The sequence below is a fragment of the Flavobacterium orientale genome (genome assembly GCF_014638005.1).
GTDB lineage: Bacteria > Bacteroidota > Bacteroidia > Flavobacteriales > Flavobacteriaceae > Flavobacterium > Flavobacterium orientale.
Window position 1 is genome coordinate 37,865 of record NZ_BMFG01000008.1, and the last position, 14,182, is coordinate 52,046.

Consider the following 14,182-nt stretch of genomic DNA (forward strand, 5'->3'; position numbering starts at 1 on the left):
TGATTTCTTTTAGAAAGGGATAAAAAAGTTGGTTATATTTGATATTATTTACAAGTTGGCAGAGTTGCTTTAAATAGCAAACATTATATACTACTACTATGAAAACAAAATTACTTTTAATTGTCATCCTTTTTCCGATTACGGCTATTTGTCAGGACTATTTTCCGATGCTAAACAATTCGAGCTGGCATGTATTAATGGCGACTCAATTGGGACCTAGTCATTTTTCTATTACGCCGGACGGACAAGCAACTTTTAATGGCATAACCTATAATAAATATATTCAACCTTATTTTGGAGAGGTGTATCTCAGGGAAGATGTGGCTACTAAAAAGGTCTATAAATTTTATAATAATGCCGATGTACTCTTATTCGACTTTAGTTTACAAGCAGGAAGTATCGTTACGTTAGCCAACGGCGTTTCCTATTATGTTGAATCAATTACAAATATAAATGTCGTGGGTGGCCAACGGAAGAAATTTTTCTTATACAGGATGGATGGGTTTGGATTCAACGAAACGTGGATAGAGGGTGTGGGGAACATAGAACACCCGGTATCAGCTAGCTATGAATTAGTTAGCGACCCCGTATTTTATTTAGAATGTAGTTCTCAAAATAACACGCCAATATATAACAGAGGACTGGCAGATGGAACGGTACCAACCAATTGCGCAAGTCTTTCAACTGAAGATTTTTGGAAAGATGACATAACCATTAGTCCTAACCCGTTTAAGGAACAGGTAGTAATTTCGTCGTCATCCGGCTTTATTAACGCAAGCTACTGTTTATATAATTCCCTGGGACAAATCGTAAAAGAATCGCCAAGAAATAGTGACGATGTAATTGCAATATCCCGAGACAATTTGGAAGCGGGAGTGTATTATTTACAAATCACCCAAGACGGTAAAAAATGTAAGGTGGCTAAAATTTGTATTGCGAATTAGCACCTCTAAGGCCTCAGCTATAAAAAAATTGCCCGTTTTCTGAGCCCCCCTGCTTACCACGCTATGTCATCCCGCAGGCGTGTCCGCCGAGGCGAAAGGACTCGTGCGATAGCGAACAGGCGAAGCAATCCCATAATCAATATCACCCACAGTTTACCCTCAAAGTTTGTCATCCCGCGGGATGTCGAAGACGAAATAGGGACCTCCTACACAGTAGGCAGCACACAACCAACAACAAACTGGCGAAGCAATCTCATAATTCCTAATAATTAAAATATTTTTAACCTCAAATACGTTATTAAAAAGCTTGGATAGTAGTTGAGAGGGATAAAAAAAGTTAGTTATATTTAATTTCATTTACTAGTTTCCAATAATTTGAGAAAAATTAACTACAGTCTATTAGTAAAAGCAATCTTTCCGATTGGAATTTTGCTGTTTTTCATTCTTAAATCCGAATTAAGAACGGAAGGTGATTTTGGTGGACTTGTAGGTGGAATTAAAATGTTATGCTTCCTTTTTTTTGGCGTAGTACTATTTTTAGTTACATCAATTAAAAGTATCCGAAGAATAAAAGAAGGAAAAAATCGTAAAGAATCGAAAGTAATTTTGTTTAGTTTAGTAATTGCTACTTTAATTGGCGTTAGCTCTTTTTGGTTTCCATATAATTTTTTTGATAAAGAACCGGAGTTTATTGCATTGGATAAAATTGGAAATAAATTGACATTAGCCGATGGAAAATACATGTTGAAGTCAAAAGAAATTGAATGGACAACTATTACACGAGGAAAATATCGAATTAATACAGACACAATTTTTTTAGCTATTGACAATGAACGTTATTATTGTAAACGTGCTTTAAAATATTTTATTCAGGACGAGAATTTGATACCCATATATTTGAATAGAATTGAAACCGATTCTACCGAATTTTTAAAAATAGTTAGAAAAGTAAAAAACTAAAATGCTATTTTTATATTTGTTTTTATATCCTAGTTAGGCTCAACTTTAAAAAGACAACCACAATGAAAAACAGCACAACACTACTAATTGGATTGTTTTACACAATCACAGCTTTTTGCCAAGACGGAGAATTTAAAGTGCATCCAAACGGCTTAATTTATAGCGAGCAAACGATGGGAAAATTGAGTCATATAGTGGACTCTTTGAACTTGAAATACAAAACTTGCAATTTCAATACCGTATTTTATGCTAAAAGCCAAACTATTGGACACTTGGTAGAAGTGGACAAAGACAATTGTAAGGAAGCAATGAAAGATATAGAAGCCAATATTTCCTTTGACGACTTTATAAAAAAATATCCAAGTGCAACCATTGAGAGAAATGTGTTGATTATTAAGAGTCAAATCAAAAACTACGATAATAAAAATAGTATAGAATTTGAACATTTTGACTTGAAAAATGATTATGGATTTAGTATACATTCAGAAGACGTAGCTCTTTACCAAAAAGATTTTTCTAATAAGTGGCTTATTAAATACACAAAAAAAACAAAATATTCGGAAGAATCGCTTTCCGCCTTTTTCTTCCCGGAAAATTTCAGTTCAGTGGCTATTCCTCAAAAATATGCTCAAATGATAGGGTATTCCGATTGTTTAATAGACACAACAACAACAAAGTTTAAAGACAATCTAAAAAACGGTTGGGTAGAACTACCTAAAAATTGGACTTCATTATCTGATAAAAAGAAAGCAAAACTACTCGATGAGATGAGAAGTACAAGAGTAGTTGGAGGTTGTAGTCAAGATAGTAGACCAAGAGAACACGCAATCAACATGGCCTTGCTCTCTGCTGAAACTTATAATTGGGAAGTTTTTTTAAAATCACATTTGGATATTATGAACGACCGTTTTGATCGAGTGTCAGACGGTAGTTATGCTTGGAGACAAAGAAACACCTATATCAGAGAGCTTGAAGAACTAAATATTAATGTGACTGACCTGATTTTGGGTATTTCCTTTAGAATTGAAAATCCTGCTTCAAATCATTACTTCGGTAGTATCGGGCGTGTGGGAAGAGCATTATCTGAAACAAAAAACAGAGATGAAATTGAAAACGCAATGCTGGCAATTATAGCCGACACAGAATTAGACTATTTCAACAGATTGTTATTTTATTTCCTTTTCAAAAACTACAACTACCACATTGAAGATGAAACTATAAAAAAAGTGAGTAATGAAAAGTTGGTAGCTGCAGTTGCAACTTTACCGGATTATTTTAGTAACCAACTGACAGACAAATAAAAAATCCGACTTGTAATCCCGACGCAGGCGTGTCCGTCTAGGCGGATGGACTCGAGCGATAGCGAACAGGCGAAGCAATCCCATAATCCACATCACACCTAGCTTATCATTTCCCATCGTCCCCACCGTCCCCAATGTCCCCATCATCGAAAAGACGAAATTTTATCCCGCCTAGGCGGAAGGAACCTCCTACGCAGTAGGCAACTACCCTACTCATAATCTTAAAAACAACCAAGAATTATAACTATATAAAAACCATAAGAAAAAACTTGTACACTCTTAGAAAGAATTAGGAAAGTTAATTATATTTGAAACTAGTTACTTATTAACTGCAACTATTTCTAAAAACCTGAAAAATAAACAATCACATAAAATGAAAAATAAAACTATTTTTTACCTACTATTTTTACTTTTTACAAATGTAATGCTGATAGCTCAAAAAGACAATGAAAAGAGCCTTCAAGACTACAAAAACGCAAGCTTACAAGAGAAATTTGAAATGAATAAAAGCTATGCAATCAAAGTGCTGCCTATTTTGAGTAGTTATCAAACTAGTGTAGAAGATATATTTCTCGGAGTTAAAAATTTTGGTACGATGGTAACCCAAACTAACTTTTCTGAACAACAAGATGTTTTAAAGTTAACCAGTCATAATTCAGATTATTGGAGAGCATGTATGGAAATGGAAGCAGGAAATCAACTTATTCCAACAACAAAAATTTTTATGTTAGTGTCACAAGGAGAATTCGATTATGCATTCAAATACCTTGAAGTTGTTAAAATGTTTTCAATACCGGAAGCCTATGCTGATTTATATTTAGGAGAACTAAAAAACAGATTGGAGTTGTTTAACAAACAACTAAACTCAGAAATAGAAAAAGGAATTGCGGAACACGACAAAGGAAATTTCGAAAAAGCAATTTCGATATATGCAGAAATAATAAAACAATATCCAAATTCAGCTTGGACAAATTTTGAATTGTTTTATTCACAAAGTGAACTTAATAAAAAAAATGGTGAAGGAAAACGTAATACTATTGAAGATTGGAACAGTAAGAAAAAAAATATTCTAGATCACAATCCTTTTTTTGGATTACCCATAAGTGCGCAAAATGCAGAAGATGCTTATTTGTTGTTTCGAAGAAATTCAATCGGACAATTATTTAGAGATAAAAACGAAACCGTAGATGATATCTATAAATATGCTGATATAGCTATGGATTTAGAAATCTATGACTTTGCGGCTCAACTGTATTGGTTTTCATTAAGTCATACTGATAAAAATGAAGACTCCATCTATAAATTCCTTTATTGCATTGAAAAATTGGGGGTTACAAATTTGAAGCAGAATTTTAAAGGTAATATCGAAAAAGAGTTTAAAAACATAAAAAAGAACAAAGAAAAAGAAATGATTAAAAGTGAAGTGTACAAATCATACAAAAAGTAACAGCTGCCAATCGGGTATTGTCCTGCTTACAAAAAAAGTGAACTGATGTTTTAAGTAGGCCTACCACTAAACACATTACCAGTTAAAAAATGATCAAAAAGTTTTATATTTGGGTGGTTAGCACGTAACGGTTAACACATAACTATCAACTAAAAAAACATGAAAAAGCTACTATTGATTCTATTCTTAACAACCAACATGCTCTCCTATTCCCAAGATCTACCAACAGAGCCTGCAAAAGGTTTCGCATTTCCGTTAGGAACAAAGTTTACAATTAAACTCCACCCCACTGATGATGCTGACTTTGACTATTCAATCATTGCGTTCGAACCATTCCAAGAAATAATTGATATTTGGGAAAACGATACGCTATTCAATGAAAAAGGAGAAGAAGGAACTATTGAATTTTATTTTTGCTTAGGAACAAGTGGGATAAAAGAGGATGATAAAGAAGAGGATAGGAAAGTAGTACTTGTAATGAAAAACCGGACAAAGTATTCGCTTTCATACAAATCAGACATTCAAAGAAACGAAGATGGTGAATTTAAAGAAACGTCAAACGTTGGTACTTACTCCGGTGCTAAAGGTACAGAAATGTGGCCCTACATGATTTATCAAATTGGACTTCACGACTTTAAAATAATGGAATAATCAAAAATAATCAAAAAATGGAGTTGGTAATAGAGTGCCCATATACTTGATTAACAGAAATTACGGATGAGCAAGTAGAGAACCCTACTTTCTTAGAACTGACGCCTCCGCTTATTCGTATAGTTTCCGAATGAAACTCCGTCAGAGTTCCAAACGCTAACGGAGTTATTCGATTAAGTAATTAAAAAAGTTGCTCTCACCTTTCCGATGTCTGTACCCCTGCTTATCACGCTATGTTATCCCGACGCAGGCATGTCCGCCTAAGCGGAAGGACTGGAGCGATAGCGAACAGGCGAAGCAATCCCATAATCCACATCACACAAAGCTTATAACCTCCTACTTACCACAATCCTATTGTCCAATCTAGTTACTCCCATCTTTTAAAAAGCGTATTACATATCGCAACCTCCAAAACGATAATTCATCACCGCTAAACCATAAAAAATCAATCCGCTAACAGCTAATAGCTCAAAACGGTACAGCTATTTTAAATACTGAATCAAAAAAGCGATCACTACACTCACAGCAAGTCCAATATTTACTTTGCCGAAATCTTTAGCTATAATGATGTAAGTATATTTTATTTTTGTTTTATTCAATAAATACGTTATCGCTAACTCTCTACCCGCCAGAATCCCAATAAATACCCAAGTAGTGCTCATCGGAATTGAATTGAGATTTCCAAATACAAATAAAAAGACGCCATAAATTAAATCGATAATTGTAGCAGATCGAATATTCGCAGTATTTGATTTTTGATTGACTATTTCCTGAATTTTACCTCCTCCTTTCCTGAAAATGTACGCCATAATCAGAAGTATGATGAGTAATGATATCAAGAGTTGCTCGATGGAAAGTTTTCTTGGAAGAAAAACAAAAATATTTGCAAAATCCTGAATCAGCCATTGCGACCACAAAAAACCGGTAGAAAACCATTGAGCTACCAACCAATAATGCTTCTTGGCTTGTTTATCTAATTTATCTATTGAAAACTTGGATTCTAATTTTTTAGATAATACAACATATACAACAATGGCAAACACAAAGGCAATTGAATAGCCATAAACCGATTTCAAAATCATCTTTTCTACAATCACACCGGATGAAAATATACTTAAAATCATAAAAGTTGTACTCACCGGAATCCCAACACGTGTTATGACTAAAAGGGCGATTGGTGCTAAAAGGTACCACCATTCTAATTTTTCCGGAAAGGGTATAGTGTCCAATCTGCCATAAGATACATCGCCATCATTATAATACCATCCATAAAATAGCGTTATTGATAAAATGCTAATCGCAAACAACCAAAGCCACCACCACTTTACTTTAAAATTTGAAGCTATAAATGTGCCAAGAGTTTGTATAACGTCATTGGCTATTACCGCATACGCTGAAATAATAAAACCAATATAACCAATAGCTAATTCCATAATGAAGTGAATTAAATCGCAACAAATGTAGTGGGAAATTGATTTTAAAAAAACACTGTAATAAAGATTTTTTAGAAATTAATTTTTATGAATTTCTTAACACATAATACCTTTACATTTGTCTAATAAATTATTCAAAATGCTTGGCTTTAAGTATTTTATTTGCAGCCTGTTTTTAGGTCTGTCCGTTGGTGCTCCGCAAGATTTTAGTGGAGTACTCACAACAATTGATAGCCAAGGAGAGATTACTACTTCCTCAATCAACAACGACCATCAAGCCTTAATCGTTGATGGGTGTCTCAGAACTAATCAGGCTAATTGGTCGTTTAAAATAGTTAAAATACCATTCATTCCTGGTAACGATAAGGTATCGCTTCCTACTGCCGAAACCTACGATTATAAACTCCTTTATTTAGAGATTGGTAAAACCATTCCTCTAAAATTAACATCAAGTAAGCTCATCTTTCCCTTTCATTGTTTTACATAAACGATGGTCCGATTATTTCTTTTGACGCTGTTCCCATGCTTTGGTACTACAGACCCGCAATCACTATTTTGATCTAAAATCTAAAACATAATTACAATCAAAGTAGTAATGTCGGTTATCATTGTACGCACCACCTTATGGTGTTTGCTACCTTTTTTATGGCTCATGCTTATCGGAATAATCAATACCTAAAAAAGTAGCAACTTTTCAAGGATAGTATAAAAGGCGAAAACCTGTCGTTGAATGGTAAAGAACAAGGGAATACTAATTTCATCAGACTTAACCAATCTCAAAATAGCCTACTGTTCACAAAACGAATCAGCCTGGAAGCTGCCTTTTTAAAAATCGACCTTGACCAACTCAAAAGTGGTGAAATCAATAGAATGACAGGAGTATTTAAAAAGGAAAAGAAAATGGAAACTGAATTGCGATCCTTGGAACTAGAAGTTTTTAAAAACAAACAATTGCTATAGGTCAAAACGTAAAAAGAAATTTACAAGTACGATGCTAATCTTAAACAAAACACACTTTGGAAATTATCAATAATCTTTTGGATTTTATAGTACATCTTGACCATCATCTTTTTGAATTGGTTTGGGAGTACGGTGTATGGATTTATGTGCTATTATTTTTGATAGTATTTATGGAAACAGGACTTTTGGTAATGGCTTTTTTACCGGGAGATGTACTATTGTTCACCGCAGGGACGTTTTGTGCAGGCGTTCAAAATGATATAGGACAAACGGCAGAATTAAATCTTTTTTTTACGCTGCTACTTTTGGTTATAGCAGCAATTCTGGGAGATGCTCTCAATTATTATCTTGGTAAGACTATCGGTCTGAAAATACTCAATTGGAAGATAAGTGATAAGCAAATCATAAATCCGAAATACATTCTGAAGACAAATCAATTCTATGAAAATCACGGTCCAAAAACAATCATTATCGCTCGCTTCTTACCGATTATCAGAACGTTTGCTCCATTTGTAGCAGGAATTGCAGAAATGCCCTATGCCAAATTTGTTCGTTATAATGTGAGTGGAGCATTTATATGGGTTTTAAGTTTGGTTTTCCTGGGTTACTTTTTTGGTAATCTATCCATTGTTAAAAATAATTTTAAAATGGTTATATTGGGAATTATCTTGCTATCATTAGTACCCATGTGTATTGAAATCATTCGGAACAACAGAAAGAAAAAACAGCCCCGCTAACGAATTCCTTGGTGTGGCTTTACAACTTAAAATACTGAAAAACCCGTTGCCGCGAATAGCTCCCCTGCTATTCGAAGTGAGCACAGTGCTATTTTAGAAGGACACTTCTCGGAGCGGGTACGTATTCCGATGCAAAAGGGACAGAAATGAGGCCCTACATGAGGTGTCAAATTGGACTACACAATTTTAAAATAAGGGAAGAATAATTTTTGAATCGGATGTAAAAGTTGTATATATTTGGTGTGTATTTGGTTACGTCAGGCATTGCTTAATAAACAACAGTTACTAAAAAAAAACAAGCAAAACAAAATGACTTTATTACTGATTTATCTTTTTGCAGCATTAATTACTTCGTTTATATGCTCCATTGTGGAAGCAGTGTTGCTGTCCACTCCTCTTTCCTATTTAAAATCAAGACATGAAAATGGCGACAAAGATGCTGAAACCATGTTGCATTTAAAACAAGATATAGATAAACCACTGTCTGCCATTTTATCACTCAACACGATGGCTCATACAGTTGGAGCTGCGGGTGTAGGAGCCCAAGCTACAATCGTTTTTGGGGAAGCCTATTTTGGAGTGGTTTCAGCTGTATTAACTATTTTAATTTTAGTGCTGACTGAAATTATTCCCAAAACAGTAGGAGCTAACTACAGTAAGGAATTACTGGGAATAGCTACCAAAGTTATTAAGGCAATGATAGTAATCATTTATCCGTTAGTTTGGACTTCATCCATACTGACAAAAATGCTGGCAAGGGAAAAATCAGAACTTACAACAAGTAGAGAAGAAATCGCTGCTTTGGCAAGTATCGGAACACAGGAAGGTATTTTTGCAGACAAAGAAAATAAAATTATTCAAAATCTAATTAAACTTAAAAGTTTAAAAATCAAAGAAGTAATGACACCACGAATTGTGGTAGTATCAGCCAATGAAGAGATGACTCTGGAAGAGTTTCTGAAAAATAAAGAGTTTCTTCACTTTTCGAGAATACCCATTTATAACCAATATAGAGACAACATCACTGGCTATGTATTTAGAGAATTAGTATTTGAAAAATTGGCAGAAGACCAGTTTAATTTAAAATTAAAAGATATTAAAAGAGAGATAATTCACTTTCCTGAAAGTGAAACATTATTTGACGCTTGGGAAGAAATGCTTCACAAGAAAGAACATATCTCATTAATTATCGATCCATATGGTGGAATGGATGGTATTGTAACCCTTGAAGATATCATTGAATCACTTCTCGGTTTTGAAATAGTAGACGAAAAGGATCGCGTGGAAGACATGCAACAATATGCCGTAAAACGATGGCAAGAAAAACAGAAAAAGTACGAACTTTTGAAAAAAGAGCAATAACACCCCCTCTTTACCCCCAAAGTTTATCATCCCACAGAATGTCGAAGACAAAATTTTATCCCGCCTGGGCGGAAGGAACCTCCTACGCAGTAGGCAGCAACCCCATAATCCAAGTCACATTCAGTTTACCTTCATAGTTTGTCATCCCGCGGGATGTCGAAGACGAAATAGGGACCTCCTACGCAGTAGGCAGCAACCACATAATCCTACTCACACCCTGCTTAACACGCTCTGTCATCCCGACGCAGGAGGGATCCCATAATCAAACTCACCCACAGCTAATCACCCCCTTTTTTGTCATCCCACAGAATGTCGAAGACGAAATTTTATCCTGCATAGGCGGAAGGGACCTCCTACACAGTAGGCAGCAACCCCATAATCCAACTCACCTCCCTTTTTTCTCGTATAGTTTCCGAATTAAGCTCCGTCAGAGTTCCAAACTCTGACGGAGTTGTTCGAACAGATAATTAAAATAGACTTACCTGCTTATCACGCTATGTCATCCCGACGCAGGCTTGTCCCGCCTAGGCGGAAGCAACCCCATAATCAAAGTCTCCCCATCCCACATGTAAATTAAATTTTCTTTTTAAAAAAATAAAAACAGCTTCATAATCAGTTTAGATGAAATCAAAAGTGAACCAAAGCGGTTGTAATAAATCCAACAAACAATAGTAAGTACTTGCATATCATCACCTAAAATACGGGAATAACTTCACCTAAAAAACCATAGAATTTCAATTAAAATGCATTTTTTATTTGGAAAAATAATACAGAAAGTAGTATATTGGGGCTTTAAAATCGGAAAAAACGAAATCGGAAAAAATTAAATCATTATGAAAGTAAGCAATTTATTAAATTTTAAAAGGCTGTTAGTGGTAATACTGATAGTCGTTGGAAGTCAACAAATCATGGCACAACAACCTACAGATGTAAAAGTATTCAAAAACAACAAAGGGTGGTCTATAGGTGACATAAGTCAAACGGCAGTTTTGTTTGATGAAATTAGAGTACGATTTGAAGTTAAAAAAAGTCTTAATTCAGGCAGACATTATTATGTAGCGAGAATTGAAAATATTTCAAACAGAAAGATAAGCTTTGGTGCACGATTGACAGATAAAAATCCTACGAATACACAATTCAGCGTGAGTTTGGAGCCGGGTCAAGTGAAAGAATGGGGGGAGCACCTAACTGCGGATGCCGTGACCATCTATTTTTTAGCATCAAAACCAAAGTAATAGCTAGTATTTAAATTCTTAAACATGAAAAACATTATCATTATATGTTGTTTATTTCTATTTCAAACTACGTTGTTTTCTCAGTCTTCGAATATGATCGCTCAGGGAAATTACTACAAAGCGAAAGAATTGTATGAAAGTAGAGAGTATAAAGCAGCGATAGACTATATAAAGAAATCAAAAGAATCGCTAAAAGGAAGTAACTTCCAATTGCAATACCTACATATCATGGCAGAGGTTAAATTAAGAAATTACAATGCTGCAAATAAAGAAATTGAAAGGTATTTTAAGCTTGAAGATGGCGAAGAAAAACCTGTTGGATTTACAAAGAATGTAGAACGACTTACAGATGATGAAACGAAGCAACTTTCAAAAATTTTAATTGATGTCCAAGAAAGTGCGACAAAAGAGACAGAGCAAGAAAAATTAGCCGGCGTAAGAAAGCCAATAGCCAATGAAATATATAGCCTGATTGACAAAGCCGCAAATCTTATTTATTTTCATGAGATTAAAAAATTCAATGGAAATACAAGTACAACTTCTGAAACCTATTCTTATCAAAGAAAAGGAAATCTTATGTATGTTACAATCAAACACATCTATTATTATCAAAAGAATCCGGGCTATGAAGAGACTAATGAGTCTACTTTCATCATTGATATTTTGAATGATATAAAGAAAATTGAGTTGATTGGAACTACGGAAGGAATTAGTGGCGTTCGATTTATTTTTAATAAACAGATTAAAGGTAATAACAAATATTACTATCAAGCGTATACATCCAATAAAGAAGTAGTAAAAAACACCGTTATTTATAAAGGAGAACTAGTGTTTGAATCCAGATATAAGGGAGAAGAATATTATGCAGGGATGAGAACCGTTCTAAAAAAGGGTGAAGCCACCAAACTAAACCGGCTTTTGCATAAATATCATAATGATCCGTATGGTAAAAATGATAGTCAATATAGAGATGAAAGTGGATTAAAAGGCGGCTGGGATTAAAGCATCTAGGAAGAGGAACAGTTTTTTTATGGAGTTAATCTAAAAGTGGGTTATGTTTGCCGGTTTATAGTACCTATCGGAAAGCGAAACAAGCATCGTAAAGGAATGAAATACAATGGGTATTGAGCTACTACAACAAAAAAGTAACGAAAAGAGCCCCTTTCAAAGTGCAAAAAGTAAAATAATAATCTTTAAAATATGGAACACCATTTCCTTTTAACAGACCAAGAGTTTGAAGAACAATTTGCAAACGCTTTAGTAGACCCTACACTTTTTACCCATGAAGCACATTTAAGATTAGCTTGGATACATATAATGAAGTACGGTGAACCCATAGCAATTCAAAATATAACGACACAACTTCAGAACTATGTCAGACATTTGGGTGCAACAGGAAAGTACAATGATACCCTAACCGTAGCGGCTATTAAAGTAGTGAAACACTTTATGCAAAAACAAAAGTTAGCAACATTTCATGAATTCATCACCTCGTACCCACAACTGAAACAGAACTTTAAAAATTGTATAGACCAACATTACAGTACAGATATTTTTAAGTGTGAAAAAGCAAAAGAAAAATATTTGGAACCGGACTTACTGGCTTTTACATAGAGTTTACCCATTTTCATTATAGGCACTCCACGCTGCGTATATCCCCACACAGCAAGCCTTCTCTAATCCCCCCTTATCCTCCACTATCTATGCTCTAAATCACTAGTTACTAATCACTATTCACTATTCACTAATTACTAATTACTAATTACTAATCACTATTCACTAATCACTAATAACTAATAACTAGCCACAAACAAACCACCCCATAATAAGAGTAAATCTTTTAACTCTTTCATACAATTGTATAATGACTTTACCGCACCATAACTGTTACTTTACTGTAATCAAAAAAGGCTTAGAAAAAAGAGGAAAACATGAATAGAAAAGGACCCATAGTAATCATTGAAGATGATGCCGACGATCAGGAAATCATTAAACAGGCGTTGGATGCATTAGATTACGACAACGAACTTATTTTTTTCTTAGACAGTAATGAAGCACTGGAGTATTTGACCGAAAAAGATGTTGAACCGTTTATTGTTTTCTCGGATATCAATATGCCTAAGTTAAATGGAATTGAGTTACGGGAAAAAATCCATGAGAATGAATCACTTCGATCGAAGTCGATTCCTTTCTTGTTTTTTTCTACGAGTGCGGAGCAAAATCATATTGTAGATGCCTATTCAAAATCCGTTCAAGGCTTTTTTATCAAACCTTCCAAATATAAGGAGGTAAAGGATATCATGAAAGTGATTCTCGATTATTGGTCAAAATGCGTTTCACCAAATTATATAAAATAAACAATCGAATAGACTGTTACTGCTTAAAATGACCATTGATTTCACTATAACATTTATAGTCTCCTAATATAAACTCCGTCAGAGTTTGGAACTCTGACGGAGTTTTTCGTACAAGTAATTAAAAAAACCACTCCCTTCAGTTTCCCCCTTTTTTCTAAAAAATAACATCCACATAATATAAAAGTGCTTATATTTGAAAACAGCCGTTGTGCAACAACACAACCGCTACCCAATCTAATAATCCTGCTAAAAACAGTAAAAATGAAGCCTATTAAACTATTTGGATGTATCGTACTAAGTCTGTTTCTTTTAAATTCTTGTTCAAGCGATGACGGCCCTTCTTGTCCGCAAACGGAAACAATCACCATGAAAATTAACGGCGAGCCTATGGAATTCCAAATGTCGGGTCGAGGCATTGACTTAGATAATGACGGTTCAGGTCACACCTTAAGCCTATACTTATCTAACGGTACCTTTTCACCGCAGAACTCCTATTCCATCACTGTGAAACTGCCTTACAAAAGAAAAGGGACTAACATATTGGAAGAATTCATCTACACCCGAATTCAAAATACAACGGTTACGGAAGGTGATTTTGTTGCGGGAACCTTGTTGAGCAAAGTAAATGTAAATACAAAAAACTGCATCAGCATGACCTTTTCAGGGAGTCTTATTATCGATGGTAATGAAGTGGTTATTACGGATGGAAAGATCGAACACGTATACAACGATTCGTTTGAGGATTGATAATTAGAAATACAACGCTAAAACAAATACGTTACCTAACATTTTTAG

Annotated in this window: 15 protein-coding genes; 14 read left to right on the forward strand and 1 reads right to left on the reverse strand. The window is 34.6% G+C overall.

The genetic code is table 11. From position 1 onward, the window contains the following. Nucleotides 1-98 precede the first annotated feature (98 nt). The 5 genes from IEV15_RS10725 to IEV15_RS10745 all read left to right on the forward strand — a co-directional run bounded on the left by IEV15_RS10725 (nucleotide 99) and on the right by IEV15_RS10745 (nucleotide 5,303). On the forward strand, nucleotides 99-944 hold the full coding sequence (locus IEV15_RS10725; RefSeq protein ID WP_188362529.1) for a T9SS type A sorting domain-containing protein: 846 nt from the start codon (nucleotides 99-101) through the stop codon (nucleotides 942-944). A 375-nt stretch (nucleotides 945-1,319) separates the two neighbouring features. After that, nucleotides 1,320-1,904 carry a hypothetical protein gene (locus IEV15_RS10730; protein WP_188362530.1) on the forward strand — a complete coding sequence of 195 codons (585 nt, stop codon included), beginning with the start codon at nucleotides 1,320-1,322 and terminating at the stop codon, nucleotides 1,902-1,904. 62 nt (nucleotides 1,905-1,966) lie between these two features. Further along, nucleotides 1,967-3,205, forward strand: a complete 1,239-nt coding sequence (locus tag IEV15_RS10735; RefSeq protein ID WP_188362531.1) for a hypothetical protein — start codon at nucleotides 1,967-1,969, stop codon at nucleotides 3,203-3,205. A gap of 373 nt (nucleotides 3,206-3,578) precedes the next feature. Next, the gene (locus IEV15_RS10740; protein ID WP_188362532.1) at nucleotides 3,579-4,652 is read left to right on the forward strand and encodes a hypothetical protein; all 1,074 of its coding nucleotides are present in this window, start codon (nucleotides 3,579-3,581) and stop codon (nucleotides 4,650-4,652) included. A 159-nt stretch (nucleotides 4,653-4,811) separates the two neighbouring features. Next, a complete protein-coding gene (locus IEV15_RS10745) occupies nucleotides 4,812-5,303 on the forward strand; it encodes a hypothetical protein (RefSeq protein WP_188362533.1) in 492 nt (163 codons plus the stop codon). A 482-nt stretch (nucleotides 5,304-5,785) separates the two neighbouring features. Here IEV15_RS10745 and IEV15_RS10750 read toward each other — a convergent pair whose 3' ends face one another. Continuing rightward, nucleotides 5,786-6,736: a hypothetical protein gene (locus IEV15_RS10750; RefSeq protein ID WP_188362534.1), complete on the reverse strand. Its 951-nt coding sequence runs from the start codon at nucleotides 6,734-6,736 to the stop codon at nucleotides 5,786-5,788. A 139-nt stretch (nucleotides 6,737-6,875) separates the two neighbouring features. On the opposite strand from IEV15_RS10750, the gene IEV15_RS10755 reads away from it, so the two are divergent. The 9 genes from IEV15_RS10755 to IEV15_RS10795 all read left to right on the forward strand — a co-directional run bounded on the left by IEV15_RS10755 (nucleotide 6,876) and on the right by IEV15_RS10795 (nucleotide 14,134). Then, a complete protein-coding gene (locus IEV15_RS10755; protein ID WP_188362535.1) occupies nucleotides 6,876-7,223 on the forward strand; it encodes a hypothetical protein in 348 nt (115 codons plus the stop codon). A gap of 239 nt (nucleotides 7,224-7,462) precedes the next feature. Next, nucleotides 7,463-7,696, forward strand: coding sequence for a hypothetical protein (locus IEV15_RS10760; RefSeq protein ID WP_188362536.1), 234 nt, complete (start codon nucleotides 7,463-7,465; stop codon nucleotides 7,694-7,696). A gap of 56 nt (nucleotides 7,697-7,752) precedes the next feature. Beyond that, entirely contained in the window at nucleotides 7,753-8,433 is a 681-nt protein-coding gene (locus tag IEV15_RS10765) for a DedA family protein (RefSeq protein ID WP_188362537.1), read from the forward strand. 309 nt (nucleotides 8,434-8,742) lie between these two features. Beyond that, nucleotides 8,743-9,795: a CNNM domain-containing protein gene (locus IEV15_RS10770; RefSeq protein ID WP_188362538.1), complete on the forward strand. Its 1,053-nt coding sequence runs from the start codon at nucleotides 8,743-8,745 to the stop codon at nucleotides 9,793-9,795. Between the two features lie 833 nt (nucleotides 9,796-10,628). Further along, on the forward strand, nucleotides 10,629-11,030 hold the full coding sequence (locus IEV15_RS10775) for a hypothetical protein (protein ID WP_188362539.1): 402 nt from the start codon (nucleotides 10,629-10,631) through the stop codon (nucleotides 11,028-11,030). A 24-nt stretch (nucleotides 11,031-11,054) separates the two neighbouring features. Continuing rightward, nucleotides 11,055-12,032 (forward strand): outer membrane protein assembly factor BamD, encoded by a 978-nt coding sequence (locus IEV15_RS10780; RefSeq protein ID WP_188362540.1) that lies wholly within the window; start codon nucleotides 11,055-11,057, stop codon nucleotides 12,030-12,032. A gap of 198 nt (nucleotides 12,033-12,230) precedes the next feature. Beyond that, on the forward strand, nucleotides 12,231-12,644 hold the full coding sequence (locus IEV15_RS10785) for a hypothetical protein (protein ID WP_188362541.1): 414 nt from the start codon (nucleotides 12,231-12,233) through the stop codon (nucleotides 12,642-12,644). Nucleotides 12,645-12,961: 317 nt separating this feature from the next. After that, complete coding sequence (locus IEV15_RS10790; protein ID WP_188362542.1) at nucleotides 12,962-13,387, forward strand: response regulator; 426 nt, start codon at nucleotides 12,962-12,964, stop codon at nucleotides 13,385-13,387. 261 nt (nucleotides 13,388-13,648) lie between these two features. Next, on the forward strand, nucleotides 13,649-14,134 hold the full coding sequence (locus IEV15_RS10795; RefSeq protein WP_188362543.1) for a hypothetical protein: 486 nt from the start codon (nucleotides 13,649-13,651) through the stop codon (nucleotides 14,132-14,134). Nucleotides 14,135-14,182 lie beyond the last annotated feature (48 nt).

Excerpts from the sequence above, each read along its gene's own strand:
- IEV15_RS10725 (WP_188362529.1), top strand. The coding sequence starts at position 99 with ATGAAAACAAAATTACTTTTAATTGTCATCCTTTTTCCGATTACGGCT.
- IEV15_RS10735 (WP_188362531.1), top strand. The coding sequence starts at position 1,967 with ATGAAAAACAGCACAACACTACTAATTGGATTGTTTTACACAATCACA.
- IEV15_RS10740 (WP_188362532.1), top strand. The coding sequence starts at position 3,579 with ATGAAAAATAAAACTATTTTTTACCTACTATTTTTACTTTTTACAAAT.
- IEV15_RS10745 (WP_188362533.1), top strand. The coding sequence starts at position 4,812 with ATGAAAAAGCTACTATTGATTCTATTCTTAACAACCAACATGCTCTCC.
- IEV15_RS10750 (WP_188362534.1), bottom strand. The coding sequence starts at position 6,736 with ATGGAATTAGCTATTGGTTATATTGGTTTTATTATTTCAGCGTATGCG.
- IEV15_RS10755 (WP_188362535.1), top strand. The coding sequence starts at position 6,876 with ATGCTTGGCTTTAAGTATTTTATTTGCAGCCTGTTTTTAGGTCTGTCC.
- IEV15_RS10770 (WP_188362538.1), top strand. The coding sequence starts at position 8,743 with ATGACTTTATTACTGATTTATCTTTTTGCAGCATTAATTACTTCGTTT.
- IEV15_RS10775 (WP_188362539.1), top strand. The coding sequence starts at position 10,629 with ATGAAAGTAAGCAATTTATTAAATTTTAAAAGGCTGTTAGTGGTAATA.
- IEV15_RS10780 (WP_188362540.1), top strand. The coding sequence starts at position 11,055 with ATGAAAAACATTATCATTATATGTTGTTTATTTCTATTTCAAACTACG.
- IEV15_RS10785 (WP_188362541.1), top strand. The coding sequence starts at position 12,231 with ATGGAACACCATTTCCTTTTAACAGACCAAGAGTTTGAAGAACAATTT.
- IEV15_RS10790 (WP_188362542.1), top strand. The coding sequence starts at position 12,962 with ATGAATAGAAAAGGACCCATAGTAATCATTGAAGATGATGCCGACGAT.
- IEV15_RS10795 (WP_188362543.1), top strand. The coding sequence starts at position 13,649 with ATGAAGCCTATTAAACTATTTGGATGTATCGTACTAAGTCTGTTTCTT.